Source organism: Methylophaga sp. F7, assembly GCF_056863975.1.
The window spans coordinates 1490456-1505139 of record NZ_CM166511.1; the positions used below are offsets into that span (position 1 = coordinate 1490456).

Here is a 14684-nt window from a genome sequence, read left to right on the forward strand (position 1 = left end):
TGCCTCAGCCCAACCTACCAAAATTGGTTGGTTGGATAAAGCCTGCGAAACCCAACCTTTAGAGATCTCCATTATTAAACAGCTGGACGTTGAAGCGGCTACTTAATGGAACAACCCGCACTAAATCAGCTGTATCCCACCACCAAAACTCCGGTAAATATCGACTAAGCGAAGAAAGCTTTGTTGTTGCAGTTGAGCCAACTGATCGCGGCTGCGTAGCAATTCTCGCTCAGAGTCGAGCAGGTCGAGAAATTCGCCACTACCGGCGTTATAACGCTCGCGGGAAATGTCTACCGCTTTGGTACTGGCCTGCCACTGCAGCTCAGTGCTTAACTGTTGCTCACGGCTAAGGTTGTAGCTGTTAAGTGCCAGTTGCATTTCATTGATGGCATCAAATACCTCCTGCTCAAATTGTACGAGTGCCATTTGCGAACTGGCTTCAGCCTGACGAATACGTGACCTGACGGATCCTAAATCCGCAGCCTGCCAACTTAAACTGGGTGCAACCGACCAGCTTTTGGTATCGCTACCCAGTGTTAAACCGGGGCCAGATAAAAAGCCCAAAAAACCGCTTATCGATACATTCGGATATAAATCGGCGGTAGCCACGCCAATCTCAGCTGTACGGGCAGCCAATAATCGCTCGCTACTCGCAACATCCGCTCGATAACGCAGATAGTTTTCACCTTCCACCACGGATACAGGGTGTTTTAACTGAGGTAAACGAGGTACATCATCAAGTTCTAGTTGACCGGGCCGCTGTCCTAACAAAGCAGACAAAGTTGCATCTGCAGTCAACAGAGCGACGCGATATGCCGGTATAGAGGCATTTACTTGATGTAGTTGCACATCTATTTGCGCGAGCTCCAGTTCTGAGGCCATACCGGCCTCCAGTCTGGCCATGACAATGCCGCGGCTCTGTTGCAGATTTTGCACATTTTGCTCTGCTACTTTTAAGCGCAGCTGAGCGCCACGGTATTCACCATAACTGGTTGCCACCTGACTAATTAACTGGACCTGAGCATCGTGCCAGAGAATGTCCGCCTGCTGAGCCTGCGCTTCTGCCGCTTCACTGGCACGGCGTAATTTACCGAACAAGTCCAAATCCCAACTTAAATTGGCTCCGGTACTATAGCCTCGAATAATCACACTCTCATTTTCCTGCTGCAATATAGCGTTTTCACTGGCCTGATAGCCCGCGTCCAAGGTGCCTTTTGGCAGAATGTCATTATCCGCATCTTGAAACACGGCATAAGCCCGATCGACATTGGCTTTCGCTTGCGCTAACGTCCGGTTTTCGTCCAGGGCACGATCTATTAGCCGATTCAGCGACTCATCATCAAAGGCTTGCCACCAGCTTTGTGCCAACTCGGCTTGCTGATAAGGGCTGCTAATAGTGATATCAGCCACTTTGTCAGGTGACCGATAATCTGGTCCTACAGCGCAGGCGCTTAATGTCATCACCAATATGGCAATTGTTGTAAGTTTGTGTTTGTTATACATGGGTATTCTCCACCTTATCGGTTATTGCCGTTGACGAAGGCAGCGCTTTTGTTTCGCCACGCTTGGCCAGCATGTAATAAAACAATGGTGTTAGGATTAAGCCAAAGAAGGTGACACCAATCATGCCGGAGAACACGGCCACACCCATGGCCTGACGCATTTCAGCACCGGCACCGGTTGAAAATACCATGGGCACCACGCCCATAATAAAGGCGATAGAGGTCATCAAAATCGGCCTTAACCGCAAGCGTCCCGCTTCCAGAATGGCTCCCATTGCGCTCATTCCATGGTCTTGTAGTTCTTTAGCGAACTCGACAATCAAAATGGCATTTTTGGTGGCGAGCCCCACCAGCACTATCAACCCTATCTGAGTGAGGATATTGTTATCCCCGCCGTAGATTAAAACGCCGCTCAGTGCTGACAATAATGTCATCGGAATGATCAGAATAATGGCCAGCGGTAAGCTTAAGCTTTCGTACTGAGCTGCCAGCACCATAAAGACCAGCATAATCACCAATGGATAGATAAATACCCCGGCATTACCAGCCAGAATTTGCTGGTAAGTCAGCTCTGTCCACTCATAGGTCATACCATTGGGTAACGTTTCGGCCAGTATTTTCTCAATCGCTGCCTGAGCCTCACCGGTACTGTAACCAGGGGCTGGCCCACCATTAATTTCAGCCGTGGTAAAACCGTTGTAATGCATGACCCTATCAGGACCCGCTGTATCAGTAACATTGATAAAGGAACCCAGTGGAACCATCTCACCATCGCCATTACGTACCTTTAACTGGCTGATTTGTGATGCACTCTGACGGAACTGCTCATCAGCCTGCATATTGACCTGATAGGTACGGCCAAACTGGTTAAAGTCATTGACATACACCGAGCCCATATAAGCCTGCAGTGTTTGAAATATCTCATCCAGTGACACATTTTGCTGTTTGGCTTTAGTGCGATCGATATCCAGGTCCAGTTGCGGCACATTGACCTGATAACTGGAGAAGATGCCAGTCAGTTCAGGCGTGGCCCAGGCTTTTTGCATGACCTGCATAGTCACGTTGTAGAGCTCTTCGTAACCGTGACTAGCACGGTCCTGTATTTGCAGCCTGAATCCACCAATGGTGCCAAGCCCCTGTACCGGGGGAGGAGGGAAGATGGCAATAAAGGCATCTTCAATTCCGGCAAACTTCTGGTTTAACGCTGCTGCGATAGCATCAGCTGACATTGACGGATCGTTACGCTCCTTGAAATCGCTTAAGGTGGTAAACACGATGCCGGAGTTCGGACTGTTGGTAAAACCGTTAATGTTCAGTCCGGGGAAAGCAACAGAGCTGATTACGCCGGGTTGTTCAAGCGCAATATTCGACATTTCCTTAATCACTTCCTCGGTACGTTCTAACGACGCAGCATCTGGCAATTGAGCAAACGCCACCAGATATTGTTTGTCCTGACTTGGCACATAACCGGAAGGGGTAGTGGCAAACTGCACGCCCGTTAAACCCAGCAGTGCAACATACATAATGCCAACCAGCGCGCCAAAGCGAATGACCTTTTTGACTAACCAGCCATAACCTTTGGATAAACGGGCAAAGAAGCGATTAAACGGACCAAATAACCAGCCTCCTAAGAGTTTGTCCATGGCGCGTGTTAACAGATCTCTTTTCTCACCAGGTGCTTTTAATAATAGCGCCGACAGGGCAGGGCTTAGCGTTAACGAATTAATCGCTGAGATAAAAGTAGAAATAGTAATGGTTAAAGCAAACTGCTTATAAAATTGCCCGGTTAAGCCTGACATAAAGGCTGTCGGGATAAACACTGCTGCTAATACTAATGTCGTAGCCACGATAGGGCCTGTCACTTCTTTCATTGCTTTTTGCGTAGCGGCAATCGGTGTTAGGCCTTCGCGTATATTCCGTTCAACGTTTTCAACCACTACGATGGCATCATCAACGACGATACCGATGGCCAATACCAGACCAAACAACGATAGAGCATTGAGTGAAAAACCTAAAAGATGCATAAAGGCAAACGTACCTATTAATGACACAGGTACTGCCACCAAAGGAATAATGGATGCACGCCAGGTTTGCAAAAACAGCACAACCACCAGTACCACCAGTACTAATGCTTCAAGCAGCGTTTTTATTACCGCCTCAATAGAACCGCGAACAAACACTGTTGGGTCATAAACGATGTCGTAGGCCAACCCATCTGGAAAGCTTTTCGATAACTCTGCCATTTTGGCGCGTACATCGTCAGAGATTTGAATCGCGTTAGAACCTGAGGCTTGAAAAATAGGAATAGCCACGGCGTCTTTATTATTTAATAACGATCGCAGGGCATAGGTTGAGGCACCCAGTTCAATACGAGCGACATCTTTTAAGTAACTTATCTCACCGTTGTCGCCGACTTTGATAATGATATTGCCAAACTCTTCTTCGGTAGATAAACGACCTTTAACGTTTATCAGCAGCTGAAATTCTGCATCAGCACTTGGCTGAGCACCTAAGCTTCCGGCAGCTGTCTGCTGATTTTGCTCACGGATTGCGGCAGTAATTTGTGATGGAGATAAACCAAGAGCCGCGACCTTATTAGGATCCAGCCAGATCCGCATACTGTAATCACCGGCGCCGAACAGTTCTACAGTGCCCACACCGTTAATTCGCGCCAACTCGTCTTTAACATTCAGCAACGCATAGTTAGACAGATAGAGCATGTCGTATCGATCATCTGGCGAACTTAAATGCACCACCATGGTTAAATCGGGTGATGATTTTTCGGTGACAACACCTAAGCGTTGTACTTCTTGTGGCAAGCGTGGCATGGCACGATCTACCCGGGCCTGAACCTGAGTCTGGGCTAAATCAACATCGGTGCCGATGGCAAATGTCACGGTGAGTGTCATGCGACCATCCGAGGTGGACTGAGAAGACATATAGAGCATCTCTTCCACACCGTTAATTTCCTGCTCCAATGGCGAGGCGACGGTTTCAGCAATTACTTTAGGGTTAGCCCCTGGGTAATTGGCTGTTACCACAACAGTGGGAGGCACTACTTCAGGGTATTCGGTGATGGGTAGTTGCCATACTGCAATAGCACCGGTAATTAAAAAGAACAGTGAAATAACGGCTGCAAAAATTGGCCGTTTGATAAAAAATTGCGAGAACATGAGGTTTCCTTATCCTTATCCTTGATCTGCTGAGCTGTCAGATTCTGCAGCCAGTGAGGTGCTGGTTTTATCCAACAACTGTTGAGCCTTACGCAAACCCGCTAATTGCTCTTTGGTTGCCATATCCACTAATTTGGGTTCGATCTGAATATTGGGCATTACGCGTTGTAAGCCATTCACCACAATTTTGTCGTTTGCGGATAAACCTTCACGCACAATTCGCAGACCATTTACCTTTTCACCAAGCTTGACTGCGCGGTACTCCAATTGATTATCAGCATTCACGACCAACACAAACTTGTTGTTTAAATCCGTACCGATGGCTTTTTCATCAATCAGGATGCCTTTATATGAGTCACTGCCGACCAGTTTGATACGGGCAAATAAGCCTGGTAAAAGTCGATCGTCAGTGTTGGGGAAACTGGCACGAATCCGTATAGAGCCGGTTTGCTGGTTTACGCTATTGTCGACAAAATCAATATTGCCAATATGTTGGTAACTGCTGTCATCGGCCAACGCCATATAAACAGGATTTGCTGTGGCATCGCGGGTATCAGCCCGTTTGCCGGCTTCTGTCAGACGCTGGTATTTCAAGTAGCTTTGCTCATCGACATCAAAATAAGCGTACATTTTGTCGGTCGACACCAGACTGGTTAACTGGCTTTGACCTGCGTTAACAAAATTACCCGCTGTTATTTGGGCATAAGACACTCTGCCACTAATAGGAGCGGTAATGCGGGTGTAACTTAAATCCAGTTGGGCACGATGCAGGGCAGCTTTAACCGATGCAACGCTTGCAGCAGTTTGCTGTTTACGTGCAAGACGGGTGTCCAGAAGTTCATCCGATATAGCGCGTGCACTACTGAGTTTCACTGCCCGGTTATATTCGGTTTCAGCCAATGCTAAAGCGCTTTCAGCACTTTGTAAGTCGGCTTTAAGTCTGGCGACTTCAGCTGCAAACGGTTGTGGATCAATTTGTACTAATAAATCGCCCTTATTGACCAAAGCGCCTTCAGTGAAATGTATCTGTTCGATATAACCTGATACGCGAGGCACAAGATTGACCGTTTCCGGTGCTTGCAATCGACCTGTAAATTCATCCCATTCGGTAATTCGCTCACTCACCACCTGGGCCACGCTGACTTCGGGTGCAGCCGGCGCTTCAGCCTGATTAGCCGCTTGCGGATTGCCACATGCGGACAGCACCATTACAGCGATGCTACCCAACAAAAACAGTCTTAACGTGTTTCTTGTACTTATCATGTGGTTCTCCTTGGTTTTATTTAGAAATGGGGTTTCCAGCAAATTTCTGATACTGCAACTTTACATACGATACGTATGTCAGAAGGCAAGTGTAAGGTAGGTATAATTGCCCTTAACGTAAGTATGGAAATTCTTGCTCATACGCGACGTATGTAATGTATAGTATTTCGCATACGTATTGTATGTCAACTAACATGCATTACGTATGTAAAATTTGGAGAAAATGATGCCGCAAAAACGTGAAGATATGATTGCCGAGACCCAGGCTAAGCTCATTAAATCTGCGAGAGAATCTTTTGCTCAACATGGATTCGCGGAGAGTTGCATGGATGATCTTACGGCAGAAGCCGGCTTGACACGCGGTGCGCTTTATCATCATTTCGGCGGTAAAAAAGGCTTACTGAAAGCTGTTATTCAACAGATTGAAGATGAAATGACAACGCGGCTGTCAGCGATAAAGTCGCAAGCCCCAACCACGTGGGATGCCTTTATTAATGGTTCCATCGCCTATCTCAATATGGCATGTGAACATGAGATACAGCGCATCATGCTTTTAGATGGCCCCGCTGTATTAGGTGATCCTTCGCAGTGGCCTCGTAAAAACTGTTGTATTCGTAGTACGCAGCTCAGTATTGAAAAGCTGATGGAGGAAGGTGTCTTGCGAGAGGTTGACTCTCTGGCGATGGCCCGTCTGATTAACGGTGCCTTGTTTGGCGCCTCCTTATGGATCGCCAATGCAGAGGATCCCCATGCTGCATCAAGCAAAGCGGTAGATGCATTTTTGACGTTGGCTTCTGGTTTGTTAAAGTCGAACTGAACATCAACTAGTCTTTCTCAAGATTGAAACCAGTTTGCCCCAATATGCTTTCGAGAAAATGTCTTAGTAACATCATCTCGACGAAATAGTGATAATTTATTCAACTATTAAAAAATTGGGCAGGCGAAACCTGCCCAAGTCATTACAATTAAACATCCTTCAGAGATTATTGAATATTTCGTGAGGTTAAAAACGCCTTAATTTTATCAATGATAAATGGACCTTCCTCCTCAAGCGCAAAGTGTCCGGTATCCAGCACGTTATAATCCAGATCTTCTACATCTTTTTTATATCCTTCAGCGCCCTCGACAGGGAAAAATGCATCATTTTTGCCCCATACGACGAGTACCGGTGGTTGATGTTTACGCAGATAATTTTGCCATTCGGGATATTTCAGCACATTATTTTGATAGTCATAAAACAGATCCAATTGAGCCCGTGTTTGTCCTGGTTTGGTAAGGTTGGCATAAGCCAGCACCCAGGTATCAGGCAGTATCGTTTCGGGTTGTTGTGTCCCGTGAGTGAACTGCCATTTCATCCCGTCAAAGGTGAACACGTTTTCCGCAATAGTGGTTTCCAATTCTGGGGTTTTGTGTTTCCAGTAATCGAATATCGGTCCCCAACCTTTTACCGACAAACCCTCTTTGTAGGCATTACCATTTTGCGTAATGATGGCTTGAATACGTTCAGGATGTTTAACAGCCAACCTGAATCCAATCGGCGCGCCATAGTCCTGAATCATCATTGAAAACCGATCAATCCCTTTTTGTTTCAAAAACAGATCCATCACACGAGCGAGATTATCAAATGTGTATTCAAAGTTTTCAGGATCTGGAAAGCTGCTATTACCAAAAGCGGGATAGTCGGGTGCAATCAGATAATAATCTTCTGCCAACCCAGCCAAGACATCTCTATACATATGTGACGAAGCTGGGAAACCATGCAGTAAAACAATAACCGGCTTGTTTCTATCGCCTGCTTCCCGATAAAAGATTTCCAGACCTTCTACTGTTTCATAGCCATATCTCACAGATGAGTCATCAGTTATCTGAGATTTAGCGATGGCTTGGGTTTTGCTACCCGCTTCAACTTGTGCAGACGACCATTGAGGGCTGAGCATAAATAAAACCGGCAGCCCCATCATTAACTTTCTAAGCCATGGCAAACCAGGTCCAATAGTAGATATGCCATTCCGAACAGAAATTCCCAGTTTACCCAAGGCGTTTCCTCTAGGGCTACTTAGATAGAAATTACTAAAATTTTGTTTATTCATTGTGTGCTCCACTTTTAAGATAAAACTAACCTGTATAAGTTATTTATACAGGTTATAAATTACCAGTGCTTAACTAACCTGTCAAATGCATGTATAGTGGTTACATGAATGAGATAAAACAAAAATACGAATTTGTGGGTAACAACCTTGGCGTTGATTTCATTAATACAGAAGTTAATGTGAAAGGTGAGTTGGTCGATTTATTACCGACTGAAAGTGATGTGATGGCATGGCTGGAACAAGCCAATATTGATGTGGATCTTGCGGGGGGTATTGATGTTGGGAAATTACTTGCTTTCAGAGACAAAGCAAGGCAGATTCTCACTCAGATTATTGAGAAGGAAAGTATTGAGAATGATGCTATAGCTACACTAAATAACTATCTGCAAAACTATAAAATGCATTATCAGCTTGAGCAGTTGTCTGAGGGGTACCAGCTAATTAATCAAAATGTCTGTCACTCCACTGCAGATATTATTGGCCTACTGGCTTACGAGTTAGCGAACATGCTGGCCAGTGATCAACGGACTTATCTTAAGCGCTGTTTAAATCCAGATTGTGTTTTGATGTTTGTGGATAACTCACGCAGCCATAAACGGAGATGGTGCAGTATGGATACCTGTGGTAATCGAGCGAAGGTCTCGAAACATTATCGAAAGGTAAAATCTTAACGAAAGACCAACACAGGTTGAGTGAAATACGCCAGTGTGGTGTTTCGACTCAACTTAACCAAGCCTAGTTTTGCAATCACCCTCTAATCTGAAGGTTTATAACCAAACAGTTGCTGGGCTTTAATTTTTTCAGCGACCACATCAGGAACTAATTTTTCCCAGCCGGGCTCGTTGCTGGTGATCATTTTCAAGACATCCGGCGAAAAAATGTGCAGGTAATCTTCATTGAACTGTTCGATTTGTTCGATGTGATTACCCTTTTTCAGATACTCATACAGATACGTCTGTTGTTCATCGACCTGGAGATTATCGACTTTGAATAACGTGTTTGTTTCAGCGTCTTTGAAAGGATAAATATAGAGTTTGACGTTATTCTTAAATAACCGGCCAAAACCTTCCAGAATCCCACCATGTAACGTGGTGTAATAGTGATCATGAAACAACTCAATCAAACTATGCGCTCCCATCGTCAGCCCGATGCGGCGATTGGTGTAACGCGATAAATAGGTTGCCAAGCGATAGTACTCTGGATAGTCCGAAATCATGACCGTGTGTCCGGTGGCCTCCAACACATCTGCTCGACTAATAAAATCTTCCAGATCGATGCTGTCATTGCCATCAAGCAGGTTATGCATAGTGATTTCCATAATGGAAACAGTTTCTTCCGGAGACGAGTCATCCTCGGCTTCAAACTGTTTTCTGGCAGCATTTAACATATCAATATTGACATGGGTCACCGGACGGAACCGACCTCTTTCTACTAACACATTCTTCTTACGTAAATGCTCTGAGGGTTGAAGCACTCGGCCATCAGCCGAAAACATCGCGGCATCACTCAAGCCAAGTTGTACCAGTCTCAAACTGATAACACGGTTATCAACATGCAAGAAAGCATCACCATGAAAATCAATCATATCGACTTCAATACGATCCGTGGTTAGATTATCCAGCAGTGATTTCACCAATAAGTCAGGGTTATGGCTTAAATGAAATGCACCATGTACCAGGTTCACCCCCAGAATGCCCAGTGCCTCTTGCTGCAATGCATTTTCATGGTCCAACATACGGACATGAATAATGATTTCGCTATGTGCAGCATGTGGTTCCGTCTGAAAACGAATACCCAACCAACCGTGGCATTCATTGGTTCCGTGATAGTTACGTGCTGATACGGTATCAGCAAAGGCAAAAAAAGCCGTGTTATCACCACGTTGCTCGCTTAAACATTCCACGATTAAGTGATATTCATGATCCAGCATGTCTTCCAGACGTTCACGAGATACATAACGTGACGCTTTGCCATAAATATCGTCGCTTACTTTCATATCGTATGCCGAGATACTTTTAGCAATCGTGCCTGCAGCACCACCGACTCTAAAGAACCAGCGAACAACTTCTTGGCCAGCCCCGATTTCTGCAAAAGAACCATAACGGATAGCATCAAGATTTACTTCAAGCGCCTTTGCGCCAGTCGATAAGATTTTATGTTCCATACTATCCCTAGAGATGATGTTATCGAGTTGATTTAGTAGTGCGAATTCAGTTTGTAAAGCAGCATGTTTGTTCGCGCATTGATTGTAACGTCTTTGAGCATGAACTTGAAATGTGGGGCATTTTAGTCGTATTGGATGAGCCACTAAGCTTAACAAACCATTCTTTTTGCACGCATTTAAAACAAGCTTCTTTTCAAAATGCGTTTACTATTAGTAAACATGCCTTTATGTGATTAAGTGATGAATAATGCTAAAGGCTACTCAACTGTTCTATCGACATGCATCTTTTTCGCTCGATTGCTATGAATGCAATCAATATGTCTTAGATCATCTAAATCATCACGGATTAAATTTTTCTAGCAATATCTTTGCAGCATGCCTAATTGTGCTTTGCAGGGAGTGATTGGGATAGATCCGGTGAGAGACAGGTCATACGCACGGTAAAAGACGATAACATTATCGTTCTCAATTTATCTCAGGTGTTTTCCAAACACTTACGCCATTAAAAGGATGTCTATTGCGATCTTTGTCTCCTCCGCCAGATGCAGAACCGGCAAGACTAAGCTGGAAAACCCTAAAATCGTTATGGCCGTATCTTATCGAATATCGTGGTCGTATTGTCATCGCGATGTTGAGTCTTGTGGCGGCCAAGCTAGCGACTATTGTGGTGCCATTCATTTTAAAACACATCGTGGATGGTCTTGATAGCAACCAATTATCGGATAAGATGCTTGCGCTGCCACTTGGATTATTACTGGCTTACGGCGTTGCACGCCTTTCCACAACCTTATTTAACGAGCTTCGCGATACGTTGTTTGGTCGGGTTACCGAGCGAGCAATGCGCCGTATCGGACTTAAGGTCTTTCAACATCTTCATGCTTTAGAACTCGACTTTCATTTAAATCGACGTACGGGAGGTTTGTCACGCGACATTGAGCGCGGTGTTACCGGGGTGGGGTTTTTACTGCGGGTCATGGTCTTTAATATCGTGCCGACAGCGTTGGAAATGGTGTTGGTGATTGGTATTTTGTTACTTAACTATCATGTCGGCTTTGCATGGATAACATTGCTGGCAGTGGTCAGTTATGTGGCATTTTCAGTGTTAGTCACCAATTGGCGGCTGACATTTGTTCGTGAAGCGAATCAAGCTGACTCCACTAGTAATACTCGTGCTATTGATAGTTTATTGAATTACGAAACCGTCAAATTTTTTGGTAATGAGGCTTTTGAAGCCAACCGCTATGATGACGAATTAGCTAAATGGGAACAGGCTCGGCGTAAAAATCGGTTGTCCTTATTTTTATTAAATGGTGGACAGGCGTTGATTATTGCCTCCGCGATGACAGCCATGACGGTGCTGGCAGCCTCTCAGGTCATTGCGGGACAAATCACGCTGGGTGATTTTGTCTTAATCAACGCGTTCACCATGCAGCTGTTTATCCCGTTGGGCTTTTTAGGCTTCGTTTATCGTGAGTTGAAAAGCTCAATGACCAATATTGAGCGGATGTTTGCGTTATTAGATAAATCCCCACAGATTAACGATAAACCGGAGGCCAAGCCGTTAGTCATTTCGGATGGTGCCATTGAGTTTGATGCGGTGAATTTTGGTTACAGTGACCGATTGCCGATCTTGAACGAGTTCAGTTTTAAGGTGCTGCCAAAACAAAAAGTCGCGGTGGTCGGCAGCAGTGGGGCGGGCAAGTCCACTTTAATCAAGTTGTTGTTTCGTTTCTACGATATTCAAAGCGGCAGTATTCGTATTGATGGTCAGGATATTCGCGATGTCACACAGGCCTCGTTACGCCAGGCAATTGGTATCGTGCCCCAGGATACCGTTTTGTTTAATACAACACTGGGTGAGAATGTCCGATATGGCCGTATTGATGCCACTGATGCCGAAGTAGAACAAGCCATAAAACTGGCCCATTTAGAAGACTTTATTACTGAATTGCCAGACGGTTTAAATACTCTGGTCGGTGAGCGGGGATTAAAGCTTAGTGGCGGTGAAAAACAACGGGTAGCCATTGCCCGCACAATTTTAAAACGTCCGCCTATATTGATGTTTGATGAAGCAACCTCTTCGCTGGACAGTCATTCTGAACGTATTATTCAGGAGGCCATTCGCGATATTTCAAAGGGGCAGACCAGCCTGGTGATTGCACATCGTCTCTCTACTGTAGTGGATGCCGATGTCATTGTCGTCATGCAACATGGGCAAATTGTTGAGCAAGGAACCCATGAATCCTTGTTAAAGCTGGATGAGGTCTACGCTAAGCTTTGGCAGTTGCAACAACAAAAGACATGACCCATTTCGAATAGTGGTTTTAGCCTATTAGGAACAAGGATTTGCACAGCGCATTTGGGCGCGAACTTTAAATTGCCCTTTCATCCGGCATGATCAAGATAGAGAAACCAGCCTTGTTAATGCTCATCTAAGCCCAAATAACAAAAATGTCTGTAGCTCTGTAAAACCAGTCCGTCAGCAAGGCTACGGTGATTGTGACGATTCATGAAGCAATTACGTTATATCGGTTGTAAAAAATTCATATCTCTCTGAATTTTCTTTTCACTTTTTATTAATAAATAGAAAAAACAACGTCAGTCAAAACGATTTCAAGTTAAGTGAGCAAGTTTATTCATCTCCTTAACTGCCTATTTATACTCATATTATATTTCCCATAAGCTGCTTAATAACTCAATTGGGCTGTCAATATTAGTGTTGGCATTCATATTGCGTTAAGCATAGTAATACCCCTTATCTTATTTAAATCGGGGGAATGCCTAATTTGTATGCAGTTTCATAAATATTCCCCTGCTAAATACCTACAACTTTAGGAAAGCCCTCTCTTTTCACTTAAAGATGGGGGTGCGTTTCAAATGAAATGGAGAATTTATATGAAAAACAAACTCTTTAACGTTGCAATTTTAGCGACTTTGGGGCTTTCAACGGCACAGCTTCAAGCTGACGAAAGTGAAGTTGATATACCCGATGAAAATACTATCAGTGCTATAGCAGCGGAAAACGCTGCGAATGAACCAAATCCTGATTGGGAGGATGATATGACGAGAGATCCAGTTGATGTTGAAGATTTCGTTGAAACAGCTTCTGCGAAAGGAATTGCTGAGATTGAAACAGCACGTATGGCTCTGGATGAAGGAACAGCCCAAATTCATGAGTTTGCTAATCGGATGATAGAAGATCATACAAAAGCAAATAACGAACTGAGAGACATCGCAAGACAACAAGATCTGGAAGTCGCTGACGATCCGACACTGATGGATATGGCTAAAGCCATGATGCTAAGCATTAGAAATGATGAATCATTCGACGACGCTTACATCGAAAATCAAATCAATGCTCACGAAGAGACTATTGAGCTGTTTGAACGTGCAAGCCATTCAGACAATGATGCAATCCGTGCATTTGCACGCGAAAAACTGCCCATTTTACGAGAACATTTACAGATGGCAAACGAACTCGAAGAGCAACTTGGAGATTAATTCCAAACTCAGTTTTAACTCAATATAAAGTGTCTTCAGTTTCTGCTTTCTCACTCAATAATTACATTGATGAGAGTAAGGAGGATTGGAGGTACTTTGGGTTTTTCTTTCCCTTGCTTAGAGAGAAAATAATATAAATAAAAACATCAAGTTAATAAATGTACTTTATTTCATTTATACGTAATTTAATCTGTGCAATTGTCAGGTTAGATACCGAAAGGAGAAATTATGATTCCCGAAGCGCTTAAACAAGCAAAATCTATCGAAGAGGTGGTTCAGATCATCGATAGTGGCGGCACAGAGTCAAGCTCACCGGAAGAGCTGGCGGCTGCTTATGCTTATTTACAGACCATGAAAAAAGAAAGCCCGGATAAGGAAGAGCTCCAAGTTGAGTTTAGGAGACTTATGGAGGAGGGCGCAATGTTTGATTACGCGTTAGCGTTGGAATATGCCGAAGCATGGCTCATTGATGCGTTAAATAAAGCAACAGCGTCACAAGGTTTATAAGCAACACAAAAACACAACGTGATTTTAAAAATCGGTGTAATTAACCCATAAAACTAATAAAACGGAGAATGGATATGAAATTCAACAATATAGTTTTATCTGCATCGTCACTTGAAGGTGACAAGGTTAAAAATGCTCAGGGTGAAGATCTGGGGAATGTTAAGGACATCATGATTAATACCGAACGTGGCCAGGTCCAATATTACGTCTTATCATTCGGTGGAATTTTAGGGATGGGTGATAAGCTTTTTGCCATTCCACCGCAAGCCATAGCGGTTGATACACAAGAAGAATGTCTCATCTTGAATGTGGATAAAGACACATTAGAAAACGCTCCCGGTTTTGATAAGGACAACTGGCCGAATATGGCTGATGAAGCCTTTCAGGATGAGGTATACGCTCATTATGGCTATGAATATCGAGTGTAATAAACGCCAGGAAAAGTCCGACAGTCAAGACGAAACTCAAGTCTTTGACTTGTCAC

The 14684-nt window shown here is 44.3% G+C and carries 11 protein-coding genes; 6 read left to right on the forward strand and 5 right to left on the reverse strand.

Translation table 11 applies throughout. From position 1 onward, the window contains the following. Window positions 1–120: 120 nt before the first annotated feature. Genes AC08OG_RS07760 through AC08OG_RS07770 form a run of 3 tightly spaced genes read right to left on the reverse strand, consistent with a single transcriptional unit; the run spans window position 121 to window position 5938 of the window. Window positions 121–1503 (reverse strand): efflux transporter outer membrane subunit, encoded by a 1383-nt coding sequence (locus AC08OG_RS07760; protein ID WP_482930506.1) that lies wholly within the window; start codon window positions 1501–1503, stop codon window positions 121–123. Next, window positions 1496–4675, reverse strand: a complete 3180-nt coding sequence (locus tag AC08OG_RS07765) for an efflux RND transporter permease subunit (RefSeq protein WP_482930507.1) — start codon at window positions 4673–4675, stop codon at window positions 1496–1498. The genes AC08OG_RS07760 and AC08OG_RS07765 overlap by 8 nt, the downstream gene beginning before the upstream one ends. Window positions 4676–4690: 15 nt before the next feature. Beyond that, complete coding sequence (locus AC08OG_RS07770) at window positions 4691–5938, reverse strand: efflux RND transporter periplasmic adaptor subunit (protein WP_482930508.1); 1248 nt, start codon at window positions 5936–5938, stop codon at window positions 4691–4693. Between the two features lie 247 nt (window positions 5939–6185). Between AC08OG_RS07770 and AC08OG_RS07775 the strand changes: the two genes are divergently transcribed. Then, on the forward strand, window positions 6186–6755 hold the full coding sequence (locus AC08OG_RS07775) for a TetR/AcrR family transcriptional regulator (protein WP_292401615.1): 570 nt from the start codon (window positions 6186–6188) through the stop codon (window positions 6753–6755). Between the two features lie 166 nt (window positions 6756–6921). Here AC08OG_RS07775 and AC08OG_RS07780 read toward each other — a convergent pair whose 3' ends face one another. Next, the gene (locus AC08OG_RS07780) at window positions 6922–8028 is read right to left on the reverse strand and encodes an alpha/beta fold hydrolase (protein WP_439503303.1); all 1107 of its coding nucleotides are present in this window, start codon (window positions 8026–8028) and stop codon (window positions 6922–6924) included. 104 nt (window positions 8029–8132) lie between these two features. Between AC08OG_RS07780 and AC08OG_RS07785 the strand changes: the two genes are divergently transcribed. Next, window positions 8133–8699, forward strand: a complete 567-nt coding sequence (locus AC08OG_RS07785; protein ID WP_439503304.1) for a CGNR zinc finger domain-containing protein — start codon at window positions 8133–8135, stop codon at window positions 8697–8699. 83 nt (window positions 8700–8782) lie between these two features. On the opposite strand, the gene AC08OG_RS07790 is transcribed toward AC08OG_RS07785, so the two are convergent. After that, the gene (locus AC08OG_RS07790; protein WP_482930509.1) at window positions 8783–10192 is read right to left on the reverse strand and encodes a TonB-dependent receptor; all 1410 of its coding nucleotides are present in this window, start codon (window positions 10190–10192) and stop codon (window positions 8783–8785) included. 517 nt (window positions 10193–10709) lie between these two features. Between AC08OG_RS07790 and AC08OG_RS07795 the strand changes: the two genes are divergently transcribed. The 4 genes from AC08OG_RS07795 (at window position 10710) to AC08OG_RS07810 (ending at window position 14628) form a co-directional block, all read left to right on the forward strand. Beyond that, window positions 10710–12497: an ABCB family ABC transporter ATP-binding protein/permease gene (locus AC08OG_RS07795; protein WP_482930510.1), complete on the forward strand. Its 1788-nt coding sequence runs from the start codon at window positions 10710–10712 to the stop codon at window positions 12495–12497. Window positions 12498–13087: 590 nt separating this feature from the next. Continuing rightward, window positions 13088–13693: a DUF4142 domain-containing protein gene (locus AC08OG_RS07800; RefSeq protein ID WP_439503306.1), complete on the forward strand. Its 606-nt coding sequence runs from the start codon at window positions 13088–13090 to the stop codon at window positions 13691–13693. A 228-nt stretch (window positions 13694–13921) separates the two neighbouring features. Beyond that, window positions 13922–14200 (forward strand): hypothetical protein, encoded by a 279-nt coding sequence (locus AC08OG_RS07805; RefSeq protein ID WP_292356952.1) that lies wholly within the window; start codon window positions 13922–13924, stop codon window positions 14198–14200. A 74-nt stretch (window positions 14201–14274) separates the two neighbouring features. Continuing rightward, window positions 14275–14628, forward strand: coding sequence for a PRC-barrel domain-containing protein (locus AC08OG_RS07810; RefSeq protein ID WP_482930511.1), 354 nt, complete (start codon window positions 14275–14277; stop codon window positions 14626–14628). The last annotated feature ends 56 nt before the right edge of the window (window positions 14629–14684 follow it).

What these genes read in the sequence shown, in the direction of transcription:
- AC08OG_RS07760 (WP_482930506.1), bottom strand. Translation starts at nt 1,503, where the DNA reads ATGTATAACAAACACAAACTTACAACAATTGCCATATTGGTGATGACA.
- AC08OG_RS07810 (WP_482930511.1), top strand. Translation starts at nt 14,275, where the DNA reads ATGAAATTCAACAATATAGTTTTATCTGCATCGTCACTTGAAGGTGAC.
- AC08OG_RS07770 (WP_482930508.1), bottom strand. Translation starts at nt 5,938, where the DNA reads ATGATAAGTACAAGAAACACGTTAAGACTGTTTTTGTTGGGTAGCATC.
- AC08OG_RS07800 (WP_439503306.1), top strand. Translation starts at nt 13,088, where the DNA reads ATGAAAAACAAACTCTTTAACGTTGCAATTTTAGCGACTTTGGGGCTT.
- AC08OG_RS07785 (WP_439503304.1), top strand. Translation starts at nt 8,133, where the DNA reads ATGAATGAGATAAAACAAAAATACGAATTTGTGGGTAACAACCTTGGC.
- AC08OG_RS07780 (WP_439503303.1), bottom strand. Translation starts at nt 8,028, where the DNA reads ATGAATAAACAAAATTTTAGTAATTTCTATCTAAGTAGCCCTAGAGGA.
- AC08OG_RS07765 (WP_482930507.1), bottom strand. Translation starts at nt 4,675, where the DNA reads ATGTTCTCGCAATTTTTTATCAAACGGCCAATTTTTGCAGCCGTTATT.
- AC08OG_RS07805 (WP_292356952.1), top strand. Translation starts at nt 13,922, where the DNA reads ATGATTCCCGAAGCGCTTAAACAAGCAAAATCTATCGAAGAGGTGGTT.
- AC08OG_RS07790 (WP_482930509.1), bottom strand. Translation starts at nt 10,192, where the DNA reads ATGGAACATAAAATCTTATCGACTGGCGCAAAGGCGCTTGAAGTAAAT.
- AC08OG_RS07775 (WP_292401615.1), top strand. Translation starts at nt 6,186, where the DNA reads ATGATTGCCGAGACCCAGGCTAAGCTCATTAAATCTGCGAGAGAATCT.